The 13,831-nt window shown below is 57.9% G+C and carries 16 protein-coding genes; 12 read left to right on the top strand and 4 right to left on the bottom strand.

The window, feature by feature from the left end; genetic code table 11:
* Window positions 1–414: 414 nt before the first annotated feature.
* Window positions 415–1,068 (bottom strand): PEP-CTERM sorting domain-containing protein, encoded by a 654-nt coding sequence (locus NY406_RS08035; RefSeq protein ID WP_260533577.1) that lies wholly within the window; start codon window positions 1,066–1,068, stop codon window positions 415–417.
* Between the two features lie 265 nt (window positions 1,069–1,333).
* On the opposite strand from NY406_RS08035, the gene NY406_RS08030 reads away from it, so the two are divergent.
* Window positions 1,334–2,428, top strand: a complete 1,095-nt coding sequence (locus tag NY406_RS08030; RefSeq protein WP_260533576.1) for a radical SAM protein — start codon at window positions 1,334–1,336, stop codon at window positions 2,426–2,428.
* A gap of 27 nt (window positions 2,429–2,455) precedes the next feature.
* The gene (locus NY406_RS08025; RefSeq protein WP_260533575.1) at window positions 2,456–3,250 is read left to right on the top strand and encodes a methyltransferase domain-containing protein; all 795 of its coding nucleotides are present in this window, start codon (window positions 2,456–2,458) and stop codon (window positions 3,248–3,250) included.
* Between the two features lie 99 nt (window positions 3,251–3,349).
* Here the strand turns inward: NY406_RS08025 and NY406_RS08020 are convergent, their stop codons facing one another.
* Window positions 3,350–4,024 (bottom strand): peroxiredoxin, encoded by a 675-nt coding sequence (locus NY406_RS08020; RefSeq protein WP_260533574.1) that lies wholly within the window; start codon window positions 4,022–4,024, stop codon window positions 3,350–3,352.
* 239 nt (window positions 4,025–4,263) lie between these two features.
* Here NY406_RS08020 and NY406_RS08015 point away from each other — a divergent pair, with 239 nt between their 5' ends.
* The 9 genes from NY406_RS08015 (at window position 4,264) to NY406_RS07975 (ending at window position 10,843) form a co-directional block, all read left to right on the top strand.
* Entirely contained in the window at window positions 4,264–5,067 is an 804-nt protein-coding gene (locus tag NY406_RS08015) for a transporter (RefSeq protein ID WP_260533573.1), read from the top strand.
* 14 nt (window positions 5,068–5,081) lie between these two features.
* A complete protein-coding gene (locus tag NY406_RS08010) occupies window positions 5,082–5,357 on the top strand; it encodes a ferrous iron transport protein A (protein ID WP_260533572.1) in 276 nt (91 codons plus the stop codon).
* Complete coding sequence (locus NY406_RS08005; RefSeq protein WP_260533571.1) at window positions 5,354–5,581, top strand: ferrous iron transport protein A; 228 nt, start codon at window positions 5,354–5,356, stop codon at window positions 5,579–5,581. The genes NY406_RS08010 and NY406_RS08005 overlap by 4 nt, the downstream gene beginning before the upstream one ends.
* Window positions 5,581–7,959 (top strand): Fe(2+) transporter permease subunit FeoB, encoded by a 2,379-nt coding sequence (feoB, locus tag NY406_RS08000; protein ID WP_260533570.1) that lies wholly within the window; start codon window positions 5,581–5,583, stop codon window positions 7,957–7,959. The genes NY406_RS08005 and feoB overlap by 1 nt, the downstream gene beginning before the upstream one ends.
* Window positions 7,960–8,194: 235 nt before the next feature.
* Window positions 8,195–8,416, top strand: coding sequence for a FeoC-like transcriptional regulator (locus tag NY406_RS07995; RefSeq protein ID WP_260533569.1), 222 nt, complete (start codon window positions 8,195–8,197; stop codon window positions 8,414–8,416).
* 141 nt (window positions 8,417–8,557) lie between these two features.
* Entirely contained in the window at window positions 8,558–9,130 is a 573-nt protein-coding gene (locus tag NY406_RS07990) for a ferritin (protein WP_260533568.1), read from the top strand.
* 111 nt (window positions 9,131–9,241) lie between these two features.
* Window positions 9,242–9,616 carry a hypothetical protein gene (locus NY406_RS07985; protein WP_260533567.1) on the top strand — a complete coding sequence of 125 codons (375 nt, stop codon included), beginning with the start codon at window positions 9,242–9,244 and terminating at the stop codon, window positions 9,614–9,616.
* 16 nt (window positions 9,617–9,632) lie between these two features.
* The gene (locus NY406_RS07980) at window positions 9,633–10,139 is read left to right on the top strand and encodes a flavodoxin (protein ID WP_260533566.1); all 507 of its coding nucleotides are present in this window, start codon (window positions 9,633–9,635) and stop codon (window positions 10,137–10,139) included.
* Window positions 10,136–10,843, top strand: a complete 708-nt coding sequence (locus tag NY406_RS07975; protein ID WP_260533565.1) for a metal-dependent transcriptional regulator — start codon at window positions 10,136–10,138, stop codon at window positions 10,841–10,843. Before NY406_RS07980 ends, NY406_RS07975 begins: the two co-directional genes overlap by 4 nt.
* 92 nt (window positions 10,844–10,935) lie before the next feature.
* On the opposite strand, the gene NY406_RS07970 is transcribed toward NY406_RS07975, so the two are convergent.
* Window positions 10,936–11,124, bottom strand: a complete 189-nt coding sequence (locus tag NY406_RS07970) for a 4Fe-4S binding protein (RefSeq protein WP_260533564.1) — start codon at window positions 11,122–11,124, stop codon at window positions 10,936–10,938.
* 208 nt (window positions 11,125–11,332) lie between these two features.
* Here NY406_RS07970 and NY406_RS07965 point away from each other — a divergent pair, with 208 nt between their 5' ends.
* Window positions 11,333–11,689, top strand: a complete 357-nt coding sequence (locus NY406_RS07965) for a DUF2023 family protein (RefSeq protein ID WP_260533563.1) — start codon at window positions 11,333–11,335, stop codon at window positions 11,687–11,689.
* Between the two features lie 39 nt (window positions 11,690–11,728).
* Here the strand turns inward: NY406_RS07965 and NY406_RS07960 are convergent, their stop codons facing one another.
* On the bottom strand, window positions 11,729–13,825 hold the full coding sequence (locus NY406_RS07960; RefSeq protein ID WP_260533562.1) for a YdbH domain-containing protein: 2,097 nt from the start codon (window positions 13,823–13,825) through the stop codon (window positions 11,729–11,731).
* Between the last annotated feature and the right edge of the window lie 6 nt (window positions 13,826–13,831).

The raw sequence follows: 13,831 nt of genomic DNA, 5'->3' as shown, positions 1-13,831 counted from the left end.
ATTCTCAGACAAGACACGCGCAGTATCGCCTGATGACCGCCTGATGGCGGCGATACGGATTATCGTCCGGCAAGAACTCGCTACCGTCCTGACAAACCTGGCCTGTCCCGCGCCGATGTTGCCCGTATGCCGGGAATTTTGAGGTCAGCCGTGAGCCGCGTGCTGCGGTTTACCTGTGGTGAAATGGAGTGAGCGAATGCCCGATAGGGTATAGCGGCTGTAAAAAGCTTTTCTGCACGCCGGTATCATCACCTTTCCAAATCTGCTGAAAGGTCGAATGCGCCAATGAATATCGTTCTGGTATTGCACTAAATGGCCTATCACATTGATCCCGGCTGCTGTCGGAATGGCGGGTTTTGCGTTTTATCCGCCGTTCCTGAAGAGCCGGGATCGTGAATCAGAACAGATACGCAGTTACTCTACCGTACTGCCCTGCTTGCGTGTCCGGCGCAGATTGCCGAGCATCAGCATTGAGCCGACGCCGACAAGCGCCAAAGTATTGGGCTCGGGGACGGCTTCAACGGTGCCGTTGAAGGTGTAGTCATTGATGCTGAAGGTGTCGGAACCACTTGATGCCGAGTAGCCATAAAGACGAAACTCGATGGGGTCTGTGAGGTTCTGATACTTGTTGTCAGACAGGTCGATGGTTGTCCCCGTTGCGGTCGGCGATCCGATGTTTGATGAAAAACCGTCACGGCTGGACCTGAACGCGAATGCTGTTGGGCCTGAATCTGATGCCGTGCCGGTATATACGAAACTTTCGAAATTGATCCGGTAGCCATCGTTGGCATCCAGGGTAAAGGTAAAATAATCGTTGGCGTCAAGCGATCCGGTAGTATTCCACCCACTCGCATTATAACGATCATTACCACTTTTTCCCGATATGCCGGAACCTCGCCCGATTCCTGACGCGCTGCTGTTTGATGCAATGTACAGGCTGGCTGTATAAGGATTTTGAAGACCTTGGTTATTGCCGGTAATCGGGTTCGTGCTTATAATGTCTGCATTTGCGCCTGTCCAAGTCAGGGTGGTAAACAAAATGCCGATAGCAGTTGTTTTAGCTTTCATGATGTTTTCTCCGTTTGGATTGAAGGGGTATAGAGGTTCCTGAACGGGAAGAATATATATGCAAAAATTTAGGGTATCGCATGATTGATGTAGCGTTTTATGATGTAAGTGGCAATGTCACGTCGGTGAAATTGTTGTTTTTTCATCAAAAAAACCGCGTGAATTTTCAGCAGGGGGCATATTCGCAAACCCTGCTCGAAGGAACCTTTTTCACTTTTAACGACCTGTTCGATTTAAGGTTATTACAGCATCAAACAGAATCTTCGTGGAGGACAAGACTGTGGCGGCTTGCATCAACGATCACTTGAAACGGTATGGCGGGATGGCTGCCGGGCGAGAGGATGAACAGAAACGGTATTTTGCAAAGAAGCGGCTTTACGCGCTGCAAATCGAGACCACCGATGCCTGCCAGCAGGGGTGCATCTTCTGTTACGCCGGTTCGACTCCCCGCGAGCATCATGGCCTCACCTCGGATGAAATACGCGGCCTGCTTCGCGATGCGGCGGCGCTGGAAATTCGCGCCATCGACTGGCTGGGCGGTGATCCGCTCGTCCGTCCGGATTGGTACGAGCTGATGCAGTATGCCCGGTCGCTGGGGCTCATCAACAACGTCTGGACGAGTGGGCTCCCGCTGAAGAACAAGGAGGTCGCGGCCCGCGTGCACGAGGTGAGCGAGGGCGGCTTCGTTTCGGTGCATGTCGATTCCATTACGCCGGAGGTTTACGCCCGGCTGCACCGCGGCGGCAATGCGCACTTCATCGACGCCATTGTCGAGGGGGTGGACAATCTGCTCGAGCTCGGCAAGCCCTCCGATCACATGATCAACTGCATCACCTACACCGCCGAGCAGGGGCCGGAGGACGCCATCAAAACGATGCGCTGGTGGTTCGAAAAAAAGGGGCTGCGCACCTGCCTGACGATGTTCAATCCCGCTGGAATGGGTGCGGAGTGGCGGGCGTTCGAGCCGGGCCTCGACGAGGTGCAGCGGGTCTATACGGAGCGCGATCGCATCAATTACGGCGACGACAACATCTCCATCGCGGCGATGGACACCGACAAATATTACTGCGGCACGATGGCAACGGTGACCTTCAACGGTGATGTGACGCCGTGCTCGGTGATCCGCGAAGGGATAGCCAACATCCGCGAAACGCCCTTCCGAGAAATCATCGCCCGGCACCTCGACACGCTCGTCCACGCGGAGCTGCACGACGTGCAGAACCTGCCCACGCCCTGCAACGACTGCGTCAACAACGCTCACTGCTGGGGCTGCCGGGCCAGCGCGTACTACTACAGCGGCGACGCGGACGGCCTTGACCCGAAGTGCTGGCTGATCCGGACGGTGCAAACACAAGCGTAACTTCAACCAATCAAAAGAGAGGATTCTATGGCGAAGCACAAACTCGATGTCACGATCGGAAACGTCAGCGAAGTTTACGACGGCGCGGGCGGCATCCTGTGGGAGATGCTCATGGGCGAGCAGATTCACGTCGGCGCGGAATCGGAAACCGACGTACTTGCCAACAAAGCCGGAGTTACGGAACAGACGCATCTGCTCGACGTGTGCAGCGCGCTTGGCGGTCCGGCTCGTTACCTTGCCCGCAACTACGGCTGCCGCGTCACTGGCCTCGACGCCACCCGCCGGATGGATGAAGAGGCCAACCGCCGTACAAAAGCGGAGGGCCTGTCGGATAAAATCAATTACGTGCTCGGCAACGCGCTCGACATGCCGTTCCCGGCGGGCACCTTCGACGTGGTGTGGGGGCAGGATGCGTGGTGCTACATCACCGACAAGCAGCGGCTCATCGAGGAGTGCGCCCGCGTGTTGAAACCGGGCGGCGTGCTCGCCTTTACCGACTGGCTGGAATCCGGGCCGATGACGGAGGAGGAAGTGATGGCGCTCAACACCTTTATGGTGTTCCCGTACATGGAGACGCTCGATGGATACGCCGCGCTCACCGAACAGGCTGGGTTGACGGTGGTCGAAAAGGAAGACCTCACGCCCGATTTCGCCACTTACGTTCAGGGTTATCTCGACATGGTGCAAAACGACTTCCGCCAGGCGATTATCGATAACTATGGAAAGGAGATGTACGACGCAGTCGAGCAGGGCATCACCCTCTGGCGCGACGCCTCGGCGGCGGGAAAGGTCGGGCGGGGGAGGCTGATCGCCCGGAAATAACCGGAGCGTGGATCGCTGAAATCATTCGAATTAAAACAAAAAAGCCCCGAAACCGATCATCTTACAGTTCCGGGGCTTTTTTTGTCAGGTGTCAGCGGCTCACTTGTCGAGCGGCTTGTGGCAGAACCACCAGTCATAGCAGTCGTACTGATCCTTGCGCTTTTTAGCGTCCTTGACGTTGGTGGCCGGTGGCACAATCACGCGGTTTTTGATAAGCGAGTTGTTCGGCCAGTCGGCAGGCATGGCGACTTTTTCCCTGTCGGAAATCTGCAGGGCCTTGACGGCGCGCACGATCTCGTCAATGTTGCGCCCGATCTCCTGCGGGTAGTAGAGCACGAGGCGCACCTTGCCTTCGGGGTCGCCGACGAAAACCGCCCGCACGGTGTTGGCTCCCTTGCCGGGATGCAGCATTCCGAGCTGGTTGGCGATGCGGTCGTTGGCGGCCACGACGGGGAAGGTGATCTCGACATCGAGATTCTCCTTGATCCACTCGACCCACTTGATGTGCGAGAAGACCTGATCGACGCTCATGCCGATGAGCTTGCAGCCGATCTTTTCGAACTCCTCCGCCCGCTGCTGGAAGGCGACGAACTCGGTCGTGCAAACTGGCGTGTAGTCCGCCGGGTGGCTGAAAAGCACGAACCACGACCCCTTCAGATCTCCCGGAATGTTCATCGGGCCATGCGTCGTCTGAACCTTCAGTTCCGGAAAATCGTCCCCAAGCAGTGGCATGGAGATGTCATAATACAAGTCGTCATCAAATTGTGGTGACATGGTTTAGCGTTCCTTTTGTTCTTGTTCTTGTTCTGTTGTGTTTGACTTTGCTTTTTGGAATAGTACCTCATCAAGCCTGAAATGACCTTGATAGTTCCTGATGAGGAATAATTCTTCTTGATCGCCTGCTTTTTGCTGGGGTCTTTTTTTGTCTCTTATTTGTAATTAATCTAAATAAAAATTATGTTCATTGAGTTCGATCAAGCATTTGTTCCGTTTAACCATAAAATTTCAACCCGATGAACCTCTCATTTTCCAAAGTTTTTTCACTCGCTCTCGCGGGCATGTTGTGCTCTGTCCCAACTTTTGCGGCGATGCCGCTCGAAACCGACGATACCGGAACGCAGGGAGCCGGGAAGTTCCAGATCGAAGCAGGAATGGAGTACGCTCGCGATCGCGAATCGGCCGATGGTGTCTCCATGCGCGAAAAAGGGTGGGAGCTTGCTACCACGCTCTCATATGGTCTTTCCGACACCATTGACCTCGTGGCGGGTGTGCCGTTGAGCTGGTCGAAGGTGTGGGAAAATGGCGTGGCCGTTGCCGATGAGAACGGTATCGGTGACCTGTCGCTTCAGCTCAAGTGGCGCTTTTTTGAGAGCGCGGACCAGCGGACGAGCTTGGCGTTGAAGCCGGGCATTTCACTGCCGACTGGCGATGAGGCGAAGGGACTCGGCAATGGCCGGGTGTGCGGCGATGTGACACTGATCGCCACGCACACTCTTGAACATGGGGCGCTGCACCTGAACCTCGGTTACGAGTACAACGACTACGCTATTGACGAGGATCGGGCGGTCAACCGGAAGAGTGTCTGGCGTGCCTCGCTGGCCGGGGAGGTCGAGGTGGCCGAAAGGTTGATGGCGGTAGCTGACATCGGTGTTGAGACCAATGAGGAGCGGGATGCCGACAACCATCCAGCCTACCTTCTCGGCGGTCTCATCTATAGTGTTTCCAAGGATGTCGATCTCGACTTCGGAGTCCGAGGCGGACTGAACGATGCCGAGACCGACACCGCCTGGCTGGCGGGCATCACGATGCGTTTCTGAGCGGAGGGGTGGTTATGGCTCCGTTAGGAATGCTTGGCAAAGGGGAAGTTGGCGAGATCGTCAACCTCCGTGCTGGTGGCGGGTGCGAGCACGGTCATGGTCGTCATCATCACGCACATGGCCGCGAAAATGGAAAACGTCTGGCCGAGATGGGGTTTTCCGTCGGCCAGACCATTGAAATCATCGAAAACAGTCCGGGGATGCCCCTCTTGGTTCGGGTGCACGACAGCAGGGTGGCTATCGACCGGGGCGTTGCCATGCGCATCATGGTCAGGAGGGTTGCATCATGAAACTGTCTGAACTGAAAAAGGGCCAGTCCGCGCGGATTGTCGCCATGCCGTCGTCGGGCGGGCTGCGGAAGCGGCTGGCCGAGATGGGGATGCTGGTCGGCGAGGTCGTGCGGATCGAGGGCGTCGCGCCGTTGGGTGATCCGGTCGAGATGACTGTTCGCTGCTACCGGTTGTCGCTACGCAAGTCCGATATAGAGAACATCACGGTCGAGGAGGTGCGCTGATGGAAGCGTCTGTACAGGAAAAACGGGTGAGCGCGAAGGTTCCAGCCTCGCCGCTCAAGCGGATCGTAGCCGTGGTGGGTAATCCCAACTGCGGCAAGACGACGATTTTCAACGCCCTGACCGGATTAAACCAGCGGGTCGGTAACTGGCCGGGCGTGACGGTCGATAAAAAGAGCGGACGCTTTCGCCACGATGGCCAAGAGTACGAGCTGGTCGATCTGCCGGGTATCTACTCGCTCTCGTCGCTTTCGCAGGACGAAGAGGTGGCGCGGAGCTACATCCTCTCCGGAGAGGCGGGTCTTGTCGTCAACATCGTCGATGCCTCCAACCCCGACCGCAATCTTTATCTCACCAGCCGCCTTCTGGAGATGGGCGTGCCGGTGGTGGTGGCGCTCAACATGGTCGATTCGGCGGAAGAGCGCGGCATTTCGGTCGATCCGGCGCGGCTCTCGTCGCTGCTCGGCTGCCCCGTGATTCCGATGGTGGCCTCTCGCGGCGAGGGGATTGAAAAGCTGAAAGCGGCTATTGCAAAAGGATTTACGACTGACGGTACTTCCGTGCCCAGCTTGAAGGTGCGTTTTCCGGCGGAGCTCGATGCGGCGATCCGCCGGGTTGCGGAATTGACCGGCACCCAGGCTCGCGAGCTTGGCTACGATCCCGGATGGTTTGCCATGAAGTTGCTTGAACACGATCACGAGCTTGAGGAACGGCTTGATGGTGCGGCGCTTACGTCGCTCGCTGAGGAGCGCGACCGGACTGCCGAAGCGCTTGGCGACGATCCCGACATCGTGATCGCCGACGCGCATTACCGCCTCGTCTCCGAGCTGTCGGCAGCGGCTATCACCCGCAAGGAGAGCACCGGAAAAACGCTCTCCGACAAAATTGATTCACTGGTGCTGAACCGGTTTCTCGGCATTCCGCTCTTTCTCGGCGTGATGTACCTGATGTTTCTCTTTACGATCAACCTCGGTGGCGCGTTCATCGACTTTTTCGATATCGCCGCAGGTGCGCTGTTCGTCGATGGATTCGGCAGGCTGCTCGGAGCTGTCGGCTCCCCCGAGTGGCTCACGGCGCTGCTTGCAAGCGGTATGGGCGGCGCGTTGCGGACGATGGCCACCTTCATTCCGCCCATCGGCTTCATGTTTATCTTTCTGTCGATCCTTGAAGACTCCGGCTACATGGCCCGAGCGGCTTACGTGATGGATCGCGGAATGCGGGCCATCGGCCTGCCCGGCAAGGCGTTCATTCCGTTGCTGGTCGGCTTCGGCTGCAACGTTCCAGCGATCATGTCCGCCCGCACGATCAGCGACGAGCGCGACCGCATCATGACGGTGATGATGACCCCCTTCATGTCGTGCGGCGCGAGGATGCCGGTCTATGCGCTCTTCGCGGCGGCTTTTTTCCCGACTGGCGGGCAGAACCTCGTCTTCCTGCTCTACCTGATGGGGATCGTCGTGGCAATCATGACCGGCTTCATTCTCAAAAAGACGCTACTCAAAGGCGAACCGTCGCCCTTCATCATGGAGATGCCGCCTTACCATTTGCCGACCCTCAAGGGAGTGCTTCTCAGGGTTGGTGACCGGCTCGGCTCGTTCCTCGTGAAGGCTGGCAAGGTGCTGGTGCCGGTGATCGTGGTGCTCGGTTTCATGAACTCCATCGGCACCGACGGCAGCTTCGGCAACGAGGAGAGCGAAAACTCCGTGCTTGCCGCTACGGGCAAGGCGCTCGCGCCGGTGTTCCAACCTTTTGGCGTACAGAAGGAGAACTGGCCCGCTGCCGTTGGTATTTTCACCGGCGTGTTCGCCAAGGAGGCGGTGGTCGGTACGCTCGACAAGCTCTACGCGGCGATGGACGCGAAGGCTGCGGCTTCGAAGGCTGCGGCTGACGGCGGGGACGAAGGCTTCAGCCTCTTGGCCAGACTCGGCGAGGCGGTTGCTACGATTCCCAAGAATCTGGCGGACATTGCCGGATCGCTGCTCGACCCGCTCGGCATCAATGTTGGTGACGTGAGCGACCAGGGCGCGGTGGCCGAGGAGCAGGGCGTCAGCGCGTCGATCTTCGGCTCGATGGTCAACCTCTTTGACGGTACGGCGGGCGCGTTCGCCTACCTGGTGTTCATTCTGCTCTACTTCCCGTGCGCGGCGGCCATCGCGGCGGTCTATCGCGAGACCAACTTCGGCTGGACGCTTTTCGCCGGAGCGTGGACGACCGGCCTGGCGTACGTGTTTGCCGTGCTGAGCTACCAGATCGGCACGTGGGGCGCGCATCCCGGCGCATCCGCCGCATGGGTCGCCGCAATGCTGTTTGTGCTTGCCGTCGCGGTGATGCTGATGTATCTGGCAGGAAACGGCGCGTTCGGGAGGAAAGAGAAGGCGTGAGTTATTCGTTTCCCTGTCATTCTGAGCGTAGCGAAGAATCCAGTTTCTCCGTGATTGGTGCTAAGTTGATTATTCATAATGAATTACGTGGATTTTCTGGATTCTTCGCCCGACTGCGTCGGGCTCAGAATGACAGAGGTGGCGAAGGCGAAGGAGAAAAAACGACTGGATGTTTGTTTCTGAGGCGGCCTTATTGCAACCAATTTTTCAAAAAAACCATAACCCAATACAAATCATGAGCTTAACCGACATTCGGGACTATCTCCGACAGAAGCGGAGCGCTTCGCTCAAGGAGATCGCCAGTCACTTCAAGGCTGATTCGTCGCTGGTCGAGTCAATGCTTGATCATTGGATTCTCAAGGGGCGCGTCGTTGCAAAGCAGCACGATGCATTCGGCTCGGCCTGTTGCGGCAAGTGCGGCGGAAAGGGGTATATCTACTACGAATGGGTCGAGTGAGTTCGGCCATCGGCAGCGCCAATTTTTTTTGCTCGTTTTCTTATTTAAATAATGTTTAAACAAAACGAGGAGGTGATGCTTGCCTTCAGATGTACGGTTTTTCATAACTCCAGACTAAATCAACAGTAAACAAGTCATATCATGCTTAGTAACACCATTCTCGAAAAACTGAATCGTCAGGTCAACCTCGAAGCGGCTTCGGCGCATCTCTATCTCGAAATGAGCGCGTGGCTGCTCTCGCAGTCGCTCGACAGCTCGGCGGCTTTTTTCCGCGCCCACGCCGAGGAGGAGAGTGCGCACATGATGAAGCTCTTCGATTACATCAACGAAACCGGCTCGCTGGCGCTGATCGGCGACGTCACCACGCCTGCGCCGGAGTGGAAGTCGCACATCGAGTTGCTCGAAGCGGCGTACAATCACGAGCTAGCGATCACCAAAAGCATCAATGAACTGGTCGATGCGGCCTTGCTGGAAAAGGATTACTCGACCTTTCAGTTTCTCCAGTGGTATGTCGCCGAGCAGCACGAGGAGGAGCACATTTTCAGCTCGATGCTGCACAAGGCCCGCATCATCGACACGATGGAAGGGCGCGCCCGCTTTCGCTTCGACGAGGAGGTTCGCAAGTCGTTGCTGAATCGGGGACGGGTTCACCGGCATCATGCGGGCAACCTGCCTCATCACGTCGTCAGCGGAGGCGGCGCGGGGCAGGAGTGAGCCTTCATGGCTGGCGCGTCTCTCGCGATTCATCCGGGAGATGCGCCGGGCCTCGATCAATGAGCAGCAGACAATCAACCAGGAAACCGATACAACAGCGAGGAGAAACAGATGCACGAAGAGAACAAAAACAGCAATGAACCGAAAGTGCCAGCCTGCATTTCGACGATAGAGGTGAGCCGTTGCAAGTGCGGAGCTTTCCGCCTGCGATACCGTTATGTCAACATCACCATTCACCGGGAGACGCTCTACCTGATCATGGAGGAGTGCTTCCGGTATGAAAAGGGCTTGGCGGAAAGGCAGGAAGAGACGCCGCCGCCGATGATCTTTTCGCTCGGCGTGGTGACGCTGGCGATTTTGTTGCAAGATTTCGCCGCGTTCAGCAAGGCGATTGGCAATGCCGTGAGCGCGGATCTCGGCATCGGCAAGCTCTTCGCCGCCGCCGAATCCGGGGAAAATGACCGCTCGAATGGAACGCAAAACTGAAAATCATCGAATCGCAATGAAAAAAACAGCCGTGGTCTGGGCGTCGCAGACTGGAAATACAAGCAACGCGGCGGAGCTGATCGCCGGTGAGATCGGTAAGGATCAGCTCGATCTGTTCGAGGTGAGCCGCGAGGTGGTGAGCCTTTTGCCGGAGTACGATGTGGTGATCGCCGGAACATCGACCTGGGGAATGGGGGAGTTGCCGCATGGGTGGCGCGAGGTGGTTTCCGCCCTCGACCAGCTCGATCTGACGGGCAAAACCGTCGCCCTTTTTGGGCTTGGCGACCAGCTCGCCTATGGCGCCTGGTATGTCGATGCGATGGGGATTCTGTATGACCGCTTCGTTGCTCGCGGCGCGACGGTGGTTGGCGCGTGGCCGAACGACGCCTACGAATTCTCATCCTCGAAAGCCCTGCGCGACGGCAAGTTCGTGGGCCTCGCGCTCGACGCTGATAATCAGGAGCATCTCACCAAGGAGCGGATTCGTCGGTGGGTCTGCTCGATCAGGCCCTATCTGTCATGACGCGCAAAAAGAGCGGTGCAGTGAACCGAAGCAGGGAGGCCGCCGGTGGAAAACTGGAGCCGTTGAGCGAGTCGAGCGAGATGTACCTCCAGATGATCTGGCGGCTGACCGAAAGGGGGAGCGAGGCGTCGGTGAGCGATATCGCCAGGGCGATGGGACACTCGCTTTCGACGGTCTCCGAAAAAATCGCGAAACTGACGGAGCGCGGGTTTCTGCGCCACGAGTGGCGCGAAGGGGTGCTGATGACACCGAGGGGGCGCAAAGCCGCCTGCCGCACTATCAGGAAGCGGCGGCTGCTTGAAACTTTCCTCTTCAGAAAGGCGGGCTACGGCATTCACGAGCTTCACGAAGAGGTTTGCCGGCTGGAGCATTTCATCTCCGAAAGGTTTGCCGACGCGCTCGACCGGATGCTCGGCTGCCCAATGCACGATCCGCACGGCCACCTGATTCCGGCGCGGGACGGCTCCGTCGGAAAAGAGCGGCTCGAAGCGCTCTCGGCGGTCGAGGAGGGACGGACGGTTCGCATCGCCCAGTTGCGGAGCGCCGATCCCGAAGTGCTCGAATATGCCGCCCGGCTCGGCCTCTTGCCCGGCAAGCGCTGCACGGTCATGCAAAAGGCCCCTTTTCAGGGGCCGTTGACCATCGCGGATGGTTCGGAGCTGGTTACCATTGCCTTCGATATCGCCTCGATCATCGATGTTTAGGTCCCGAACGAGGAGCGTTTCGGTGAGGCTGGCAGCGGCAGTGAGCCGTTCGCGCCGCCAGCGAGGCAGAGCGCCGGTCAGTGAGCGCGGCGCTACGCCTTGACGATGCACTCGGCGGGGCAGGCGGCGGCGCAGGCTGGCTGGTCGGCATAGCCCTCGCACTCGGTGCATGCCGAGATGTCGATGACGTACATGTCAGTTCCCGCGCTGATGGCGTTGACCGGGCACTCGGGTTCGCAGGCGGCGCAGAAGGTGCACTCTTCGGTAATTTTCAGTGACATGGCAGTAGTTGTCTGGTTGTTGAAACAGTGGAACGATCATTCTCTTTTCGATCCATCGACAAGAGACAAGTAAACCGCCAGAGGCCTGTTCGTCAAGAACGAAGAGAGGAACGAGGCGAACCGAAGCCGCAAACCTTCGCCTGGATTGAGTTTCGCGAGGCGAGCGAACAAGAGCGAGAGTTTTTCAAACAATCAGGAAACGACAACCATGAAAGTACTGACCCACCATATCTACGAGTTTCGCAAGGGATTGCGGAACCTGGTCATGCACACGCTGCCCATCGAAAAGATGGCTGAGGTGACGGCCAGATTGCGCAGGTTCGGCATCGACTACCACATTCATGCGGCCGGAACAAAGACGATCAATGTGTTTTTTGGAGCCCCGGAATGCGTGGCGGTTGTGCGGTCGATCTGCGGAGAGAAGAAGCTGCGTGAACTGACGCCGGAGGAGGATTTCGTGCTCGGCTCGATGCTCGGTTACGATATTCGCAGGCAGTGTGAACGTTATCTGAAGAAGAGCGCAGTGGGTACCGTCACCGGGTCCTTCATGCACAAGTGCGCGTGACTCCATTGAGTTGAGTGCATCTGCGCTTCCTCGCCAGCGTTATTTCTTCTGGCTTTTCTCCAAAGCTTTTTTCGAGATCGCCTCTTCGATGTCTGATGAAAGCGTGAGGCTTCTGAACAGGTCGAGCAGGTTTTGCTGAATGTTGAGGTTGAGGCTTACTGGCCGGTTGTTCTGGAAGTCGGGGTTGCGGCCTTTGAGCTGGATCGAAATCGTCGAGTTGCCGTCTGGCGTCATGGCGATGGTGGAAACCAGCTCGGAGTAGAAGAAGTTGCCGAGCGCTTCGTAGGTGAGGCGCATTCCGGCTCCGGCGGCGGCGCGCTCTTCCGGGGTGCTCGCATAGATGATGAGTCCGCTCTTCTCGGCGTTCATGCTTCCGTCGGGAATGCTGAAGGCGTTGTTGTCGAGTACGACGGGAATGGCGCCGCGGATGGTGCCGGTTGCGGAGAGCTTCGAAGCGCCTTGCAGGTCGAGCAGCGACTGGATCGGGATGCCGTTGAGTTGCACAAGGGTTTCGGTGTGCTTCTTTTCGAGGTCGTAATCCATCTGTTTGACGGCGACCGTGCCGTCGAGGAGCCCTGCCGAAAAGTCTGACACGCTGACCAGCGAAGGTTTTGCAGGGCGGGCAAACATCGTGAGTGTACCTTTCGGCGAAGTGAGGAGCAGCTCTCCGCTGCCTGTCTTGCGCTTGAGGCTCTTGAGGGCGACCTCCATCGTCAGTTTGCCTGCCGCTTCCCGGTTCAGCGTGACGGTGGGGTCAGTGACATCCCACAGCACTTCACTGCTTGCCGTTTTCGAGAACAGCTCGTCTGTGCCGGATGGCTGTTTGGGCAGTTTCTGCCGGATTGAGCCACCACCTTGCGCGGAGAGTCTGGCGTTGGAGATGGCAATGCCGTTACGGTCGAGCCGAACGGGGATCGTGCCTGAAAGCCGCCCGTTCATTGAGCCGCTGAACTCTCCGGTCAGCCGGATGCGGTCGAGGATCGGAGCCCTGTCAATGCTGATGGTGGCCGCAGTCGCTCCCGATTTGAGATCATACCGCGTGGGCGTCGATGCGATTCGGCTGCCGAAAAGCCTTGCCGAAACCGAGTCGAGGCGGATTACCGACACCGTGCCATTTGTACCGTCGAGCGTTATTTTGGCGTTGAGGTTCTCGATGAGCTGCGGCTCGCCGGGTTTGCGTCCGGCCTCGAAGGAGATTTTCGTGCCTTTTGTCTTGAATGTGAACGCAGTGCCTTTCGCGGCATCGATGCTGCCGTTGCTGATCCGGATCGTGGAGTCGAGGTATTCGACCGGAATTGAGCCGCTGAGTTTGCCGGTGAGGCTGGCAGGCCCGGAATCGGGCGAGAACTGATCAAGTGGTGCGTTGTCGAGCTTCAGTACGAAGGCCGTGCGCTTGTTCCGGAGGTTGAACTCTATTTTGGGGGTTGATGCTTTAATGCCGGAGAGTTGCAGCGAGCAGTTGCTGAAGGTCAGGGTGCAAGGCTTGCCGGGATGGCGTTGCAGGCCGAAAGTTGCCTCAAAGCTGGAGAGCGGCGTTTTGGTGCTGCCTGAAAAAAGTGATTCAGCCCTGAACAGCGCCGGTTGCTGCACCCACTTGTGTGAACGGGTGAGCAGTACGTCGTACGAAATATTTTCGATGCGCAGCTGCCCAGCCTCGGCCTGCCCGTTTCTGAACGCAACGGTGATTGAATCGGGAGCGATGGAGGGCAGGATGCCGCCGGATGGCAGCAAATCGAGGCGCGCCCGGAGCCGGGGTTTTGCTTGCCGGAAGCGGATCTCCGAAGGGTTCTGCAGAACCTCGACGGAGTCAGCGTCGAGCTGCATTCCGAATGTTGGTGTTGCGCTTCCGGCGATGCGCTTCCAGGAGAGTCGGCCGTTCAGGAGCTTGAGCGTGAAGGCCGCGGGGGCCGTCACGCAGGAGTCCGGTTTGATGCGAATCGTGGCGTCGAGCCGGTCGAAGCCGATGCCCGACAGCTCTGGACGTCCGGGGCTGTGCAGTTTCACGGCGATGCCTTTGCCGACTGTCGCGCGATCAATGAGCGCCTGGGCGTACCACGGAAAAGCGAGCCATGCTCCAAAAGCGGCAAGAGCCGCGAGCAGCAGCAGGGTTTCGATGATGCGCAAAAGCCACTTCACTTCAGG

Origin of the sequence: Chlorobaculum sp. MV4-Y (genome assembly GCF_025244685.1) — a bacterium.
Classification (GTDB): domain Bacteria; phylum Bacteroidota; class Chlorobiia; order Chlorobiales; family Chlorobiaceae; genus Chlorobaculum.
The sequence above is the reverse complement of the archived record's forward strand: the minus strand, read 5'-3'. Positions and strand labels throughout refer to the sequence as shown.

Excerpts from the sequence above, each read along its gene's own strand:
- NY406_RS07970 (WP_260533564.1), bottom strand. The coding sequence starts at position 11,124 with ATGTCACTGAAAATTACCGAAGAGTGCACCTTCTGCGCCGCCTGCGAA.
- NY406_RS08035 (WP_260533577.1), bottom strand. The coding sequence starts at position 1,068 with ATGAAAGCTAAAACAACTGCTATCGGCATTTTGTTTACCACCCTGACT.
- NY406_RS07995 (WP_260533569.1), top strand. The coding sequence starts at position 8,195 with ATGAGCTTAACCGACATTCGGGACTATCTCCGACAGAAGCGGAGCGCT.
- NY406_RS07975 (WP_260533565.1), top strand. The coding sequence starts at position 10,136 with ATGACGCGCAAAAAGAGCGGTGCAGTGAACCGAAGCAGGGAGGCCGCC.
- NY406_RS08010 (WP_260533572.1), top strand. The coding sequence starts at position 5,082 with ATGGCTCCGTTAGGAATGCTTGGCAAAGGGGAAGTTGGCGAGATCGTC.
- NY406_RS07965 (WP_260533563.1), top strand. The coding sequence starts at position 11,333 with ATGAAAGTACTGACCCACCATATCTACGAGTTTCGCAAGGGATTGCGG.
- NY406_RS08005 (WP_260533571.1), top strand. The coding sequence starts at position 5,354 with ATGAAACTGTCTGAACTGAAAAAGGGCCAGTCCGCGCGGATTGTCGCC.
- NY406_RS07985 (WP_260533567.1), top strand. The coding sequence starts at position 9,242 with ATGCACGAAGAGAACAAAAACAGCAATGAACCGAAAGTGCCAGCCTGC.
- NY406_RS08015 (WP_260533573.1), top strand. The coding sequence starts at position 4,264 with ATGAACCTCTCATTTTCCAAAGTTTTTTCACTCGCTCTCGCGGGCATG.
- NY406_RS08025 (WP_260533575.1), top strand. The coding sequence starts at position 2,456 with ATGGCGAAGCACAAACTCGATGTCACGATCGGAAACGTCAGCGAAGTT.
- NY406_RS08020 (WP_260533574.1), bottom strand. The coding sequence starts at position 4,024 with ATGTCACCACAATTTGATGACGACTTGTATTATGACATCTCCATGCCA.
- NY406_RS07990 (WP_260533568.1), top strand. The coding sequence starts at position 8,558 with ATGCTTAGTAACACCATTCTCGAAAAACTGAATCGTCAGGTCAACCTC.
- feoB (WP_260533570.1), top strand. The coding sequence starts at position 5,581 with ATGGAAGCGTCTGTACAGGAAAAACGGGTGAGCGCGAAGGTTCCAGCC.
- NY406_RS07980 (WP_260533566.1), top strand. The coding sequence starts at position 9,633 with ATGAAAAAAACAGCCGTGGTCTGGGCGTCGCAGACTGGAAATACAAGC.